Origin of the sequence: Photobacterium marinum (assembly GCF_000331515.1) — a bacterium.
Classification (GTDB): domain Bacteria; phylum Pseudomonadota; class Gammaproteobacteria; order Enterobacterales; family Vibrionaceae; genus Photobacterium; species Photobacterium marinum.
In genome coordinates this window covers 1-16,401 of sequence record NZ_AMZO01000041.1, presented here as the reverse complement: position 1 = coordinate 16,401, position 16,401 = coordinate 1, and the positions used below count along the sequence as shown (strand labels likewise).

Annotated in this window: 12 protein-coding genes and 1 tRNA gene; 7 read left to right on the top strand and 6 right to left on the bottom strand. The window is 48.4% G+C overall.

What is annotated here, in order from left to right:
• Nucleotides 1-4: 4 nt before the first annotated feature.
• The 4 genes from C942_RS22420 to C942_RS22405 form a co-directional block, all read right to left on the bottom strand.
• Nucleotides 5-1,885 carry a methyl-accepting chemotaxis protein gene (locus tag C942_RS22420; protein WP_007470721.1) on the bottom strand — a complete coding sequence of 627 codons (1,881 nt, stop codon included), beginning with the start codon at nucleotides 1,883-1,885 and terminating at the stop codon, nucleotides 5-7.
• Between the two features lie 264 nt (nucleotides 1,886-2,149).
• A complete protein-coding gene (locus C942_RS22415; RefSeq protein ID WP_007470720.1) occupies nucleotides 2,150-4,030 on the bottom strand; it encodes a methyl-accepting chemotaxis protein in 1,881 nt (626 codons plus the stop codon).
• 349 nt (nucleotides 4,031-4,379) lie between these two features.
• The gene (locus C942_RS22410) at nucleotides 4,380-6,263 is read right to left on the bottom strand and encodes a methyl-accepting chemotaxis protein (protein ID WP_007470718.1); all 1,884 of its coding nucleotides are present in this window, start codon (nucleotides 6,261-6,263) and stop codon (nucleotides 4,380-4,382) included.
• A 319-nt stretch (nucleotides 6,264-6,582) separates the two neighbouring features.
• Complete coding sequence (locus tag C942_RS22405; protein WP_007470708.1) at nucleotides 6,583-8,466, bottom strand: methyl-accepting chemotaxis protein; 1,884 nt, start codon at nucleotides 8,464-8,466, stop codon at nucleotides 6,583-6,585.
• Between the two features lie 513 nt (nucleotides 8,467-8,979).
• Between C942_RS22405 and C942_RS22400 the strand changes: the two genes are divergently transcribed.
• From C942_RS22400 to C942_RS22375, 6 genes are all read left to right on the top strand, one after another.
• Nucleotides 8,980-10,341 carry a Na+/H+ antiporter NhaC family protein gene (locus tag C942_RS22400; protein WP_007470706.1) on the top strand — a complete coding sequence of 454 codons (1,362 nt, stop codon included), beginning with the start codon at nucleotides 8,980-8,982 and terminating at the stop codon, nucleotides 10,339-10,341.
• A gap of 351 nt (nucleotides 10,342-10,692) precedes the next feature.
• Entirely contained in the window at nucleotides 10,693-12,366 is a 1,674-nt protein-coding gene (gene ushA / locus C942_RS22395; RefSeq protein WP_007470704.1) for a bifunctional UDP-sugar hydrolase/5'-nucleotidase UshA, read from the top strand.
• A 135-nt stretch (nucleotides 12,367-12,501) separates the two neighbouring features.
• A complete protein-coding gene (ybaK, locus tag C942_RS22390; protein ID WP_007470702.1) occupies nucleotides 12,502-12,978 on the top strand; it encodes a Cys-tRNA(Pro) deacylase in 477 nt (158 codons plus the stop codon).
• A 52-nt stretch (nucleotides 12,979-13,030) separates the two neighbouring features.
• Nucleotides 13,031-13,432 (top strand): lysozyme inhibitor LprI family protein, encoded by a 402-nt coding sequence (locus tag C942_RS22385; protein WP_007470699.1) that lies wholly within the window; start codon nucleotides 13,031-13,033, stop codon nucleotides 13,430-13,432.
• 38 nt (nucleotides 13,433-13,470) lie between these two features.
• Nucleotides 13,471-14,415, top strand: a complete 945-nt coding sequence (locus C942_RS22380) for a LysR family transcriptional regulator (protein WP_007470697.1) — start codon at nucleotides 13,471-13,473, stop codon at nucleotides 14,413-14,415.
• Nucleotides 14,416-14,471: 56 nt separating this feature from the next.
• A complete protein-coding gene (locus tag C942_RS22375) occupies nucleotides 14,472-15,086 on the top strand; it encodes a LysE family translocator (protein WP_007470695.1) in 615 nt (204 codons plus the stop codon).
• A gap of 58 nt (nucleotides 15,087-15,144) precedes the next feature.
• On the opposite strand, the gene smrA is transcribed toward C942_RS22375, so the two are convergent.
• Both smrA and C942_RS24830 read right to left on the bottom strand, forming a co-directional pair.
• On the bottom strand, nucleotides 15,145-15,726 hold the full coding sequence (smrA, locus tag C942_RS22370; protein WP_007470693.1) for a DNA endonuclease SmrA: 582 nt from the start codon (nucleotides 15,724-15,726) through the stop codon (nucleotides 15,145-15,147).
• A 128-nt stretch (nucleotides 15,727-15,854) separates the two neighbouring features.
• Nucleotides 15,855-15,995 (bottom strand): DUF3149 domain-containing protein, encoded by a 141-nt coding sequence (locus C942_RS24830; protein WP_007470691.1) that lies wholly within the window; start codon nucleotides 15,993-15,995, stop codon nucleotides 15,855-15,857.
• 269 nt (nucleotides 15,996-16,264) lie between these two features.
• Here C942_RS24830 and C942_RS22365 point away from each other — a divergent pair.
• Nucleotides 16,265-16,341: transfer RNA gene (locus tag C942_RS22365), tRNA-Pro, on the top strand.
• Nucleotides 16,342-16,401 lie beyond the last annotated feature (60 nt).

Here is a 16,401-nt window from a genome sequence, read left to right as displayed (position 1 = left end):
GGATTTAAAGTTTAAACCGGCTTATTTCCTGTTGTAGTTCATGTGACAGCTGAGACAGTTCGGCTGCCTGCTGAGCTGCATCCTGAGCTTCTGATGCCAGTTCATCGGACACATTACGAATCCCTTCGGTATTGCGGGTGATTTCCGATGTCACAGATGATTGCTCTTCAGCGGCTGTGGCAATTTGGTTCGCCATATCACTGATATTGGTTACTGCGCTATTGATTTGTGACAGGCTGGCTGCAGCGGCATTGGCATCATCGACACTGGTTTCAGCAAGGCGGCGGCTGTCTTCCATAATGCCGACGGCGCGACCAGTTGTCTGTTGCAGTGTCTCAATCATTTGTTGGATTTCTTGTGTTGAAGCGTGAGTACGTTGACTCAGGACTCGGACTTCATCGGCAACCACGGCAAAGCCACGGCCTTGCTCACCGGCTCGTGCTGCTTCAATGGCCGCGTTCAGTGCCAGCAGGTTAGTCTGTTCGGCAATGCCCTGAATGGTGGACAGGATCGTATTGATGCTCTGAGCATGGGTGTTCAGCTCCTCGATTACATCGGTTGCCGTTTCTACTTCACCGGCCAGGTTAGTAATCGATTGCTGGCTTTGGTTAACCTGCTCAGCACCATGTTCCGAAACCGTTACTGTTTCGCCGGATGTTTTGGCCGTGTTATCAGCATTACCGGCAATTTCCTGGGTGGCAGCTGCCATTTCGTTGATGGCTGTAGCAACCATGTTTATTTCATCCTGCTGATGCTGGATGCGGGTGTTGCGCTCCTCCGCCTGTTGAGCGGTTCGATCTGACTGCAGGCTCAGTGCTCGTGACACTTCGCTCAGGCGCGATACCATACCGTGCATGTTGCCGACAAAACGGTTGAAGTTGTGCGCCAGCTGGCCGACTTCATCATCGCTTCGCGGTTCAAGGCGCTGGGTAAGATCGCCTTCGCCGGTAGCTATTTCAGCCAACGCATCAGAAACCCGGCCCAGGTCGCGGAACAGGTAGTTAACCAGAGAGGCAACGAGCGCAATCATCACCAGCGTAATTGCAATGGCGATAAGAATGAGCTTTCTAAATAACTCATTGTAACTACTCAGTTCTGTTTCCTTGTCAGCTTCGAATGCCAGTATCCAGTCCGTTCCGGGTATTTCAGAGAAGTAGAAGACTTTATCTTTGCTGTTGACTGAAATTATCTCCATGGAATGTTCAGTACTGGCTTGTAGGATACGTTGAAGAGTCAGTTCCGGGCTTATGCGGTTGAAGGGCTCAAGGATCAGGCTTTTATCTGTATGAGCCAGAACAGAGCCGTTACGGCTAAACAGCATCGCTTGAGCGTTGATACCGACATTGAGGTTAATGACATCGTTGATCAGTTGATCGATTAGTACATCAGCGGCAAGCACGCCAACCAATTTATTGTTTTGGTAAATAGGTTCTGAAATCGAAATTGTCAGAGCTTTAGTTGAACTGCCGATATACACAGGTGAAATCATTTGCTCACCGACACTGACGGCAAGTTTATACCAAGGACGAACTCGTGGATCATAACCTGCGCGGTTTCTTTCAGGGTGAGAACGGAACATTTCACCATTGATGGTGCCAAGGAATACATCATCAAAATCTCCTGCTTTTTGTGCTTGTTGCAGGTAGGAGATAATGTTTTCGTCGGTTGCGTACTCTGTCACTGTATGAGCTATCTGGGTGCGAATTGCTACCCAGTCTGCAATGCCGTCGGTGGTTGCCTGAGCCAAGCTTTCTAAGCGGGTTTGAACGCCGGTACGAGTCAGATCATAAAGTTGAGTGGTTGCCAGGCAGGTTAGAACTGTAGCCATAACAGCGACAGCCGATAGACTGGCTCCGGTTATTTTTTGTTTTAAAGATAGTTTCATCGTTATCAAGTTGCTGCCCCCTGGGCATACGATTTGTAGAGTCTGGAAAAGATATTTTTGTTTTGATTGGGTTTATGACGTGTATGGAAATAACGACACCCAATTTCTTATATAAGGAGAGAGGCGACCGATGTTGGTAAAGCTTAAGCTCAGAATGATTTGGTGAATTGATATCTATTGCTAACGGATTAAGCAAGCCAATAAAAAAGCGAGAGCCATGGGCTCTCGCTTTTTGCTTTCTAGATATGGTGAAGCGATATGTTCTTACAGCTTAAAGCGGTTGATTTCCAGCTGTAGTTCATGTGATAGCTGAGAAAGTTCGGCGGCCTGTTGAGCTGCATCTTGCGCCTCTGACGCCAGTTCATCGGACACATTACGGATCCCTTCTGTATTACGGGTGATTTCCGATGTCACAGATGACTGCTCTTCAGCGGCCGTGGCAATTTGATTGGCCAGATCGCTGATATTGGTTACTGCGCTGTTTATTTGTGACAGGCTGGCCGCTGCTGCATTGGCGTCGTCAACACTGGTGTCAGCAAGGCGGCGGCTGTCTTCCATTATGCCGACGGCACGCCCTGTTGTTTGTTGCAACGTTTCAATCATCTGTTGAATTTCTTGTGTCGAAGCGTGAGTTCGCTGGCTCAGTACTCGTACTTCGTCGGCAACCACGGCAAAACCACGACCCTGATCACCGGCGCGCGCAGCTTCAATGGCCGCGTTTAGTGCCAGTAGGTTAGTTTGCTCGGCAATGCCCTGAATAGTAGACAGGATAGTGTTGATGCTCTGAGCATGAGTGTTCAGCTCCTCGATTACACCGGTTGCGGTTTCCACTTCACCAGCCAGATTAGTGATCGATTGTTGGCTTAGGTTCACCTGCGCGGCACCGTGATCCGAAACCGTTACGGTCTCGCCTGAGGTCTTGGCTGTGTTATCAGCGTTACCGGCAATTTCCTGGGTGGCTGCTGCCATTTCGTTGATAGCAGTGGCGACCATGTTGATTTCATCTTGCTGGTGCTGGATGCGGATGTTGCGCTCTTCCGCCTGTTGTGCGGTTCGGTCTGATTGCAGGCTCAGTGCGCGTGATACTTCGCTCAGACGAGATACCATACCGTGCATGTTGCCGACAAAGCGGTTGAAGTTGTGCGCCAGTTGGCCGACTTCATCATCGCTGCGTGGTTCCAGGCGCTGGGTAAGGTCACCTTCACCGGTGGCAATTTCTGCCAGGGCATCAGAAACACGGCCCAGGTCGCGGAACAGGTAGTTAACCAGGTAAGAAACTGCTGCAACAACCAGTAGAGTGATCACTGAAGCTATAATCAGAAGGTTACGCAACAGGGCTTTCTGGCTTGCTTCTTCAGTTTCTTTGTCCATTTCTATCCCCAACGCCCAGTTGGTGTCCGGTACTCCGGTGAAATAGAATAATTTTTCAGCTCCTTTGATCGTTACTGTTTCAATTGTTCTGTTTTGGATAGCTTCACGAATGTGCGGTACGGTCAGCTTAGGGTTTAAACGGTTATAAGGTTCTAATATCAGGTTGTTATTCGGGTGAGCCAGAAAGGTACCGTCGTTACTTAGCAGCATTGCGTGGGCATGGGTACCCACATCCAGATTAACAACATAATCAATTAATTGCTCAACAAGTACGTTGGCACCGATTACACCAAGCAGCTTACCGTTATGGTAGATAGGTTCTGTAATTGTGATCTGAAGGGCATTGGTTGCTGCGCCTAAGTAGGCAGAAGTAATAACCTGCTCATTAGCATTGACTGCTTTTTTATACCACGGGCGTTTGCGTGGATCATACCCGGCGCGATTACGCTCCGTGCGAGCGCGAATCATTTCACCGGCAGGTGTGCCGAAGTAAATATCATCAAATCCTGCAGCCTGACGGGCCTGTTGTAGATAAGTAACAAAATCTTCGTGACGGGTGTAGTTACCTGCGGCTTTGGCAATTTGGGAGCGGATGGTAATCCAGTTAGATATGCTGCCGGAAGCTGCTTTAGACAAGCTTTCGACGCGATTAAAGATACCTTTTTGAGTTGTATCGGCGAGCTGGTTTGCTGCCAGCCAGGTTAGTGTTGTGGCCATTACTACCACGGCAGAGAGGCAGGAGCCAATGATTTTTTGCTTCAGTGTCAGTTTCATTCGTTTTTAAAGGCTGTTTTTCTTGTTGATATGAATATGTAGGAAGCTGAATATTATGCATGAAAATGTGAACTAGATCACACTTTTCTGTGGTAAGTGATTATTTGTTGGAATGAATCAGATATGGAAGAAAGGCAAATTCAGCCCAAAAAAGGGCTACGAAGAGGGATCTGATTGAAACTAGACTTTTCGGCACAGGTAAAGTGCGACCATTGGCTGAATAACTTAAACCATTTGGGGACTGACAGATGTAGCAAAAAGGAAGGATGGAGATGATAGAAAAAGAGAAGCCGGAGACAGGTGAGAAGCGGGATTGATGATTGTAAAGCCGCTTCCCACCATCTGGTTTTTATAGTTTAAACTGACCGATTTCCTGTTGTAGTTCCTGTGATAACAGAGAAAGTTTGGCTGCCTGTTGAGCGGCCTCATCGGCTTCTGTAGCTAATAGGTTGGCTACGTCACGAATTCCGGCTGTGTTGCGGGTGATCTCGGTTGTGACTGATGATTGCTCTTCTGCCGCGGAAGCAATTCTGGTTGCCATATCATTGATGTTGTTAACCGAGCTATTAATTTTTGCAAGGCTTGCTGCTGCAGAGTTGGCATCATCGACGCTGGTATCGGAGAGGCGGCGACTGTCATTCATGATGCCAACAGCCCGGTTGGTGGTACGTTGCAGGTTTTCGATCATTTGCTGAATTTCCTGCGTTGAGCTGTGCGTTCGCTGGCTCAGTATTCGCACCTCGTCAGCCACGACAGCAAAACCTCGTCCCTGCACACCGGCACGGGCTGCTTCGATTGCTGCATTCAGTGCCAGTAAGTTGGTTTGCTCTGCGATATCCTGAATCGTTGACAGGATGGTGTTGATGTTTTGCGCATGAACGTCAAGCTCTCCAATTACTTCTGTCGTGGTTTTTACTTCACCAGCCAGTTTCGAAATTGACTGCTGGCTCTGGCTTACTTGGGCTGAACCATGCTGCGATATTGTGACACTCTGTTCAGCGGTTTTGGCTGTGTTGTTTGCGTTATCGGCGATTTCCTGAGTCGCGCAGGCCATTTGGTTTATGGCGGTGGCAATCATATTGACTTCATCCTGTTGATGCTGAATTCGTTTGTTACGTTCTTCAGCCTGCGTGGCAGTGAGCTCAGATTGCTGATTCATCGTATTAGAAACCTGCTGAAGGCGTGACATCATGCTGTGCATATTGCCGACAAAGCGGTTGAAGTTGTGCGCCAGTTGGCCGACTTCATCATCACTGCATGGTTCAAGACGCTGTGTCAAATCACCTTCACCATTGGCAATATCTGCCAGTGCTGCTGATACTCGCCCTAAATCCCTGAACAGGAAGTTCACCAAAGCCGCAACCAGCATAACGGTAAATAAAGTAATGATGATTGAGGAAATGATCAGTTTCTGCAGCAGATGGTGGTAGCCTGCTTCTTCCGTTTCCTGATCCATCTCGATCGCTAGCAGCCACTGTGTTTTCGGAACCGGAGTGAAGTAAAGCAGCTTTCCTTTTCCGTTGATAGTCAGAGCTTCGACTTCGTGGCTTCGCATGGTGTCACTGATATTTTTCATACTCAGCACATTGCTGTAACGGGTAACAGGCTGTAGTTGTAAGGCTTTTTCCGAGTGGGCTAAGAAAGACTGGGTTTGTTTGTCGATAAGCATTATCTGAGCATTTTTACCGATCTTCAGGCGCGTAATATCATCAACCAGTTGTTCAATCAGGATGTCACCGCCGATGACGGCTTTGAGTGAACCATTCTCGCTGACAGGTTCTGCAATGGTGATCATCAGAGCGTTACTGGTGACGCTGCGATAAGCCGAGGTGATGATTTGTTGGTTCTGTTGTTTCGCCGTTTTATACCAGGGACGAATTCGCGGGTCATAGTCATTTCGATAGCGGGATTCATCAGCCCGGTAGAAATGCCCGGTCGGAAAACCGGCATATATATCATCAAAGTTCCCAGCTTTTTTGGCTTGTTGCAGGTAGGAGCCAAGAGCAGGCTTGTCTGTAATGTGGTTCAGGCTATGGATAATTTCACTGCGGACGGTGATCCAGTCGGCAAGGTTTTTAGTTGCTGTTGCGGCCAGGGTTCTGGCCCGGGTATTGATATCGTTTTGGGTCTGGAGTTGTAGTTCATTGGCTGCCAGCCAGGTCAGCGAGCCAGCCATCAGCAGCACGGTGAACAGGCTGGCTGCGATGAGTTTCTGTTTTAAAAGTAGTTTCATTGTGTTTGCTGTTCTGTGGCGCGGCGTGAAATACCTCTCTCGCTGTGGGGAAGATGGACAGAGAGTGTTGATGTATGGCTTTTCTACCGCACTGAATAATTGTTGTTGAGACACATTATCATTTGCGTTTGTTAAGTGAAGTAATATTATGCTTTTTTGTCATACAATCTATCCGTTTGAGGTGTTTTTAACCCTTGTGGCGATGAACTGTGCTGGGTTGAGGCTATTTATGCTGAGGGATAACTGAATGGTGTCGATTGTACAAATATAAAAAAACGGGAGCTTTTGGCTCCCGTTTTTGCGTTAAGTGTGTTTTCTTTTACAGCTTAAAGCGGTTGATTTCCTGCTGCAGCTCGTGCGACAAGTGAGACAGCTCGGCAGCCTGTTTAGCTGCTTCATCGGCCTCTACTGCCAGTTCGTTGGAAACATCGCGGATCCCTTCGGTATTACGGGTGATCTCTGATGTAACAGAAGACTGCTCTTCAGCGGCAGAAGCAATTTGGGTTGCCATGTCGCTGATGTTGGTAACAGCACTGTTGATTTGCGACAGGCTGGCAGAGGCGGCGTTGGCATCGTCAACACTGGTTTCAGCCAGACGGCGGCTGTCTTCCATAATGCCGACGGCACGACCAGTTGTCTGCTGCAGTGTTTCAATCATCTGCTGAATTTCTTGCGTCGAAGCGTGAGTACGCTGGCTCAGCACGCGTACTTCATCAGCAACCACGGCAAAACCTCGGCCTTGCTCACCGGCACGCGCTGCTTCGATTGCTGCGTTCAGTGCCAGCAGGTTAGTCTGCTCGGCAATACCCTGGATCGTAGACAGGATGGTGTTGATGCTCTGGGCGTGAGTGTTGAGCTCTTCAATTACCTCTGTCGCCGTTTCCACTTCACCTGCTAGGCTGGAAATTGATTGCTGGCTCTGACCTACCTGAGTAGCACCGTGCTCGGAAACTTCCACTGTTTCGCTGGAGGTTTGCGCTGTGTTGTCCGCATTACCGGCAATTTCCTGAGTAGCTGCCGCCATCTCATTGATTGCGGTAGCGACCATGTTGATTTCATCTTGCTGGTGCTGGATACGCGTGCTGCGCTCTTCCGCCTGAGAAGCAGTAATGTGAGCTTGTTGGCTCAGGGCTGCAGACACTTCGCTCAGACGATTTACCATACCGTGCATATTGCCGACAAAACGGTTGAAGTTATCGGCAAGCTGACCAACTTCATCATCACTGCGAGGTTCCAGACGCTGAGTCAGATCGCCTTCACCGGTAGCAATTTCAGCCAGGGCTTCAGAGACACGACCAAGATCGCGGAACAGGAAGCCAACCAGCCATGCAACGGCGCTGACAACAATAAGAGTGATTAGGACAGAAGTAGTAATAAGCTGGCGCAGAAGACTGGTGTTGCTCGCTTCTTCAGTCGCGCGATCCATCTCAATGCCCAGAATCCACTCGGTACCCGGTACATTGGCAAAGTACAGCATTTTTTCCTGACCGTTGATGGTGACAGTTTCAATGCTGTTTGACTGGATTGCTGCCTCAATACTGGCCATGTTGATTTCCTGGCTGTAACGGCTGATTGGCTGTAGCAGCAGGGATTCGTCAGGGTGGGCAAGGAAGCTGTTGTCTTGCTTGTTAATTAGCATGGCGTAGGCATTTTTACCTACATCCAGATTGATTACGTCGTTAATCAACTGGTCGATCAGTACGTCGGCACCGACAACACCAACCATAGTACCGTTCTTCATCACAGGCTCTGCGATGGTTACCAGCAGAGCATTGGTGATCGCATCACGATAAGCAGTTGTGATGATCTGTTTTCCTGCGTTTTGTGCGTCCTTGTACCAAGGGCGGGTACGAGGATCATAATCTGCACGGTTACGTTCCGGATGCGAGCGGTACATGCCGCCAGCAGGAGTACCCAGGAAGATGTCATCAAAACCGCCAGCTTTTCGCGCTTGCTGGAGGAAAGGAACGACATCGACTTCTGTGCTGTAGTCATTAAATGCCGAGGCAATATCGCTACGGATAGAAATCCAGTCCGCGATGCCTTCGGTTGCCGCAGCCGACAGGCTGTCAGCACGTGAGTAAATTCCGCTACGAGTCTGATCAAATAGTTGACCCGCTGCGAGCCATGTCAGGACGGTAGCCATAATGACCACTGCCGACAAACTGGCTCCAATGAGTTTTTGCTTTAATGTAAGTTTCATTGTTGTTGGAGTCTCAAAGAGTGGGGGTTCTCAAGTATTGTTCACGGCGGATTTTATAGGCATTCAGCATAATATGCACGAAAAAGTGACAATTCACATATAAAACGACATATGTTGACACAAAAAGTGGATGGTTTGACGCCGTTGTTGGCATGAGAGTCAAAAAAATGCCGCCGTCACAGAGTGTTGTGGCAGCATAAATTTGATAACAGTTATTAATAATATCGCTCAGTTTCTAATTTATAGCTCAAACCGGGATATTACATTTCTTAGTCGTTCTGAAAGTTACGAAAGCTGACGGGCCTGAATGGCTGCATCACGGGCTTCCTGAGCCAGTTGTTCGGAGACTTCCCGTATAGGTTTTGTATTACGGGGAATTTTTGATGGTTAATTTGAAATCAGATGAGAAGGCAGGAAAGTGCAGATTTGGATGTTTAGACGTCTAGATGTTGACACATCTATAGCTAAGTTTTAGTCTAGGGCAAATTTTAAAAAAGATGTCCTGTAGTCATCATGTCAAACACAACAAAACAATCTGATTTAACGCATGCCCCATCAGCCTTGGCGCTATTACCATTGGGAATCTTTCTTTCCCTGTTTATTGGTGTTGGCAGCTATCTGACTATGCAGGGTGTGGACTTTGCTTTTTACCAGCTACCGGCACCGGTTGCTGCTCTGCCTGCCGTTATCGTAGCGTTATTGCTTAGTAAGGAAAAGCTCAATAAGGCAATTGAGCAGTTTCTTCGCGGTGTCGGCCATGGCGATATTATTGCCATGTGTATGATTTACCTGCTTGCCGGTGCTTTTGCTTCTGTTGCCAAAGCAACGGGTGGTGTGGACGCAACGGTTAACCTTGGCCTGTCTATGCTGCCAGCCAGCATGATCCTGCCGGGCATTTTTGTTATTTCTGCTTTTATTGCAACAGCGATGGGTACCTCAATGGGTACAATTGCAGCTGTTGCACCGGTTGCGCTGGGTATTGCTCAGGCTGCGGGTATGGATATTGCGCTGACTGCCGGTGTCGTGCTGAGTGGTGCTATGTTTGGCGATAACCTGTCAATCATTTCGGATACGACCATTGCTGCAACGCGCTCTCAGGGCTGTCAGATGAAAGACAAGTTCCGTGAGAATATTCGTATTGCTTTGCCGGCAGCGATTACTGCGATTGTGATCTTCATGTTCAGCAGTACGCCGACGGAAGTGCCTGCCGCAACAGATATCGAATGGCTGAAAGTGCTGCCTTACGTCACCATTCTGGTATTGGCTGTGTCAGGTGTGAATGTGTTTGTTGTGTTGAGTATTGGTATTCTGCTGGCAGGTGGTGTTGGCCTGTTTGCTTCGGCAGATTACAGCCTGGCTGCTTACGGTAAGGACATCTATGCCGGTTTCGGTAATATGCAGGAAATTTTCCTGCTGTCGATGCTGATTGGGGGAATTAGTGAGCTGATGCGTCAGCAGGGCGGTCTGGCTTATTTGACGTCACTGATCAGCCGCATTATCCGAGTGTTTAGTAAAGATCATACCGAAGGACAGAACCTGCGTGCCAGCGAGTTGGGTATTGCCGGTCTGGTCAGCCTGACTAACTGTTGTACGGCGAACAATACAGTTGCCATCATCGTATCAGGTGGTGTGGCGAAAGAGCTGGCGGCAGAAAATGGTGTGACACCGCGCCGTGCGGCAAGTCTGCTGGATATTTTCTCTTGCGTAGTTCAGGGATTGCTACCATACGGAGCTCAGGCGCTGCTGCTTGGTTCGGTATTCGGTCTGTCGCCACTGGCTGTGGTCAGCCATTCTTACTACTGCTTCTTCTTGGCTTTTGCTGCCATCGTCGCGGTGTTTGTAAAACACCCAGCTCGCAAGCTGGTCAGTGCATAATGTGACGCGAAGCGGTTTTACTGCTCATTGAAAAACTGAGAATGATATCAAAAGCCTCGCATATGCGGGGCTTTTTTTTGCTTTTATTCAAAGTATTGAGCTAACAAATTCTTCATTTAGTGATGTGTGCAACATGTTCATGTTCGCATTGTGTATCTGCAATTAAATTAAATTAAACTCCCTCACTAAAATAGGTGGCATTTATATGTGACTTAGACCATTTACACGGAAGAGTGAACACTATTACTTAACCCTCCCTACAGCTCCGGAGCAGTGGATATTCCAGCGAGGATGAGGGGTATTAGTGTGTCGCTTTGTAGAAGAATTAGACCTATGGTTAAGGGGATCCCCATGAAGCAACGTTTCTTTGCAAGAACAGCATTAGCGGCGGCAGTACTGGCAACTATAGCCGGTTGCGCTGGCCAGGCTGGCGACAATGCACCTGCATGGCAGCAGGACAAAGCCTATAAACTGACTATCTTGCATACGAATGACCACCACGGCCGTTTCTGGCAGAACTCTAAAGGCGAATACGGCATGGCAGCGCGTAAGACTCTGCTTGACGAGATTCGTGCGGAAGTTGCCGCTGAAGGTGGTACAACGTTGCTTCTGTCCGGTGGTGATATCAACACCGGTGTTCCTGAGTCGGACCTTCAGGATGCAGAACCTGATTTCAAAGGTATGAACATGCTGGGTTACGATGCAATGGCATTGGGTAACCACGAGTTCGATAACCCGATTGAAGTATTGCGCCAGCAGGAAGATTGGGCTGAATTCCCAATGCTTTCAGCAAACATCTACGACAAGACTACTGGCGAACGTATGTTCCAGCCATACCAGATCTTCGAGCGTCAGGGCATCAAGATTGCGGTAATCGGCCTGACTACTGAAGATACAGCGAAAATCGGTAACCCTGAATTTATCTCGAATGTTGATTTCCGCGATCCGAAAGCTGAAGCGAAAAAACTGATCGCTGAGCTGGAAGAGACTGAAAAGCCGGATGTGATCATCGCTGCGACTCACATGGGTCACTATGCTAACGCTAACAATGGTATTAACGCTCCAGGTGACGTAGCGTTGGCTCGCTACCTGGATTCCGGTGATTTGGACATGATTGTAGGTGGTCACTCGCAAGAGCCTGTCTGCATGGAAGGTCCGAATATGTATAACAAGAACTTCAAGCCTGGTGATGAGTGTAAGCCGGACCAGCAGAACGGTACTTGGATCGTACAGGCTCACGAGTGGGGTAAATATGTAGGTCGCGCTGACTTTGAATTCAAGAACGGCGAGCTGCAGATGGTTAGTTATGACCTGATCCCAGTTAACCTGAAAAAGAAAGTGAAGCTTGCTGACGGTGGTAAGAAGTATGTCTTCATCGAAGATGAGATTGCTCAGAACCAAGACGTGAAGAGCTTCCTACAGCCATACCAGGATCGTGGCCAGGCGAAACTGAATGTGAAAATTGCTGAATCTAACGGCAAATTGGAAGGTGATCGTAACGTTGTTCGCTTCAAGCAAACTAACCTGGGTCGTCTGATTGCTGCTTCTCACATGCAGCGTGCGAAAGCAGATTTCGCGGTAATGAACTCTGGCGGTGTTCGTGATTCTATTGCCGGCGGTAACATCACTTATAAAGATGTTCTGACTGTCCAGCCATTCGGCAACATCGTGACTTACAACGACATGACAGGTAAAGAAGTGATGGACTACCTGAATGTTGTTGCAACCAAGCCAATCGATTCTGGTGCTTACGCTCAGTTCTACGGTATTTCAATGGTGGTTGAAAACGGTACGGTCCATGACGTTAAGATCGGTGGTCAGTCACTGGATATGGCGAAAACTTACCGTTTCACAGTACCAAGCTTCAACGCAGCAGGCGGTGACGGCTATCCTAAGCTGACTAACCACCCAGGCCATGTTAATACTGGTTTTGTTGATGCAGAAGTACTGAAAGACTTCCTGGAAACAAACAGCCCGGTTGATGTGAACAAGTTCGCACCTAAAGGTGAGATTGTTTACAAATAATCGACGAACTCAGGCATGTGATTAATCCATGCTGGTAGTCAAAAAAGCCTCGGTTTTGTGCCGGGGCTTTTTTATTATCGGTGGGTCAGATATATTGATTTAATATGTCACACAAATAACAAGCATGAGAGAGTTATGACTCCTGCGATTAAATTAGCGAAGAAACAAAAGATAGATTACACCGTTCATCAGTATGACCATGATCCGGCCAATACCAACTTTGGTCATGAAGCGGCTGAAGTGCTGGGGCAGGATCCGAAGCGAGTTTTCAAGACCCTGCTATTCTCGTTAAATGGCGATGCCAAGAAACTAGCCGTGGCTGTTGTGCCTGTATCCGGTATGTTGGATCTGAAAGCCGCAGCCAAAGCCGCTGGTGGTAAAAAAGCCGACATGGCGGATCCGAAGATTGCTGAAAAAACGACAGGCTATATTGTCGGTGGTATCAGCCCGCTGGGTCAGAAGAAACGTTTGCCGACTTTTCTTGATGCCTCTGCCGAACAGTTTGAAACGATTTGTGTCAGTGCCGGCCGTCGTGGTCTGGAAATTGAACTGGCTCCTCAGGACCTGCTGTCTCTGACCAGTGGTAGTTTCGCACCTATAGCGAAGAGCTGATATCAGTTCGAAAGGTTAGCTGCGCCTGGTGGCTATGAAAGGAGATATGCCGATGTTACGTCAATTCAGCCTTGTTTTTGTGATGATCCTTGTAATGTTGTCCGCACCGGTTTTTGCTTCATCGCTGGCTGATTGCAGTGAGAAAAGTGAAGGTCATCAGGCGTTGAGTCAGTGTCTTGAACAGGCTTACCAGCAGGCGGATGAAGAGTTGCAAGCTCTCGAAAAGCAGGTGCAGGGCAGTATGGCGGAGCTGGATGCAATCAGTTCTGCTGATATCGGCGCTGAGGCTGCATTTAGTCAATCCGTTACTGCTTTTCGAACCTGGCGGGAGCAGCAATGCCGTTTTGTGATGGCCAGTTATGGTTCCGGTAGCGGGGCCGGTCAGGGGTATCTGGACTGTATGGAAGCTCTGACATCACAGCAGGTTGATCGCCTGAAAGAGTACGCAAATTAATGCCGGATCGGAGCTGCAACCTGGTATAAGATGGTCGGATGAAGTCGATTAATCTTAATTTATTGCGCACCTTGCAGGTATTGCTGGATGAATGCCATGTCAGCCGTACAGCCGAACATTTGTGCATTACCCAGTCGGCGGTCAGCCGCCAGCTTAATCAGTTGCGAGAGCTGTTTGGTGATCCCCTGTTGGTGAGGGACGGTAACCGCCTTTTGCCGACTCCTAAAGCACAGCAGCTCAAACAAAAGCTCGATGGCTTGCTGGCAGAGTGCCAGGAGTTGTTTGTCAGTGATGAATTTGAGCCGCAAAGCTGGGAAGGGCGAGTGGTGCTGTCTTCATCGGATTATGTGGCGCAATATATTCTGCCGGAGATTGTCGAGCGGGTTCAGCGCCAGGCACCGAACCTTAAGTTGGCGTATCAGTTGTGGTCGCCGGATCAGTTTTCCAGGTTGGCTGATCTCGATATTCAGCTGGTATCAACTATGTTGTCAAGTATCCCGCCGGGGGTGTGTGGCACTCAGATTGGCGCTGATTATCCGGTATGTGTGATGCGCCGCTCCCATCCTCTTGCGGAAAATGAAACCATGTCCGCCGTCGATTTCATCCGCTATGGTCATATGTCAGTATCCGGTGGCGGTGATAAGGACAGTTTTGTTGATAAAGAACTGGCAGAGCGTGGCCTGTCACGCCGGATCCAATTTTCAGTTCCTTTCTTTAGCTCCGCATTTCAGACAGTTTGCCGCACCGATATGCTGATGGTGATCCCGGAGCATATCGCATCGAACATGCAGCAGATGTTTCCTATCATTTATAAACCACTTCCTTTTAACGCTCCCGAGCACAGGTATTGGTTGTTGTGGCATCCGAGGTTCGACAGTGATCCCTCGCATCGCTGGTTGAGGGAGCTGGTACTGGCTGTGATGCAAAGTTCTATGTATTCCATCTCTATGATTTCAGATCATAACTGTGATGAGTTCTTTTGATTTCAGATTATAGCTTCTGGCTGATAACTTGGGTGTCAGCATAAAGGAGTAAAAGAATGACTTTCAGTATTTGGCTTTCGTTATTAATGATTTGTATCCTCGGTGCCATGTCTCCGGGGCCGAGTTTGGCTGTGGTTGCCAAACACAGTCTGGCTGGTGGTCGCCTGCATGGAGTGGTTACCTCATGGGCACATGCGATGGGCGTAGGATTCTATGCATTTCTGACTTTACTTGGCCTTGCCGTGGTACTTAAGCAGTCACCAACCCTGTTTACATTTATCACCTATGCCGGGGCGGCTTACCTTGCTTACCTTGGTGTGAATGCCTTACGTTCCAAAGGTGGTGTAGCGGCAAAGCTAGCAGCCGGGAAGCCAACCCGCTTACTTTTCGCCGCCCGTGATGGCTTGATGATTTCTTTGTTGAATCCGAAGCTGGCTTTGTTTTTCCTGGCACTGTTCAGTCAGTTTGTCGCTATGGGAACAGAGCTTTCCAGTCGGGCGGTGATTGTGGCGACCCCTTTGCTGGTGGACGGGCTTTGGTACACCCTGATTGCTTTTGTGCTCTCCAATCCTAAAGTGTTGGATAAACTGAAGCACAAAGCGCAGCTGATTGATCGCCTGTCCGGTGTGGTATTGATTCTGCTGGCGTTACGGGTAGTGGTGCAGGTGTAAACGAGTATATGAGTTAAAAGAAAAGAGGAGCAGGTTGCTCCTCTTTTCTTTTGTAAGATCATGCTTTTCGGCTTAGGTGCCTTTCTCGGTTTTCCTGCTTTTTCTCTGGGCTCTTCTTGAGCATGACATAGAGTGCGCCGTTGCCACCGTGCTGTCGCAGGGCTGAATGAAAGCACATTACATCACTGATTTGCTGTAACCAGGTAGAGACAAAGCTTTTCATCAGTGCTGGTGGATTAGAGCGTTCCCCTTTGCCGTGTACAATGATCACTGTGCGGATATCCATCCGCTGGCATTGTTTCAGGAACTTAAGGACTTCATCACGAGCTTCCTGCAGCGTTTTACGGTGCAGGTCAAGTCGGGCCTGGATTTCATACTTGCCCAGACGAAGTTTACGGAAAACCCCGTCCTGGACGCCATCGCGTTTGAACTCAACCATATCGTCGGGCTTTAACATGGTTGCGTAGTCGAGTGACAAATATTCAGGGTCGCCATCAGACAGTGTCTGAGCAGCAAGTCGTCGGGCGATATGAGCGTCAGTGACTTTTTGTTTCTGAACGGTTTCGACCTGATCTTGCTTGATTGGCGAGACATCGGACATCATCTCTCGGAAGAGATCGAGATCATCGTAATCTGACATGGTGGTTCGGAATCTGACTATGGTTTTTTGATTATACCAAGTTTCATTCCGGAGCGGAGAGCAAAAAGAAATCCAGGATCAACACCGACAATTGATCCTGGTGCAAGCTGTTATGTTTGCAAATGGCTCTAGTGAGGAGAAGGTGATGACAGGGCTTTGTATATAAAATACCCCGCAAAAAAAAGCATTAATCCCAGAGCTCCGAATATCACGATCATTGAAGACAGCCCAACGGCATTGCCAAATAAAAGATCCAGCCAAAATTCCATATGCAGTCCTTTTGTCGTGAGAGAGTGGTTACAAGATACGCAATGAAACAAAATTGTTACGATGATCTGGATCAATGGTAGGTGTGTTGTTTAACAATTGTGTTAAATGCCTGCGGCAGTGATCACTGAATTGTCAGTTTTTCCAGACAGTTGATGGTTTGATGAGCAAACGAATTTATATTATAAAAAAATCCTGTTTAGTACTTGCGTAATTTTTTCCGGCGAGTAACATAAGCGGCCTCAGCAGTACAGAGTGCTGTTAATAACGTCGGTGAATAGCGCAGTTTGGTAGCGCATCTGGTTTGGGACCAGAGGGTCGGGGGTTCGAATCCCTCTTCACCGACCACTATTTCAAGTGGCAGATTAGAATAGTTTGTTGCTTACAAGTCGGTGAATAGCGCAGTTT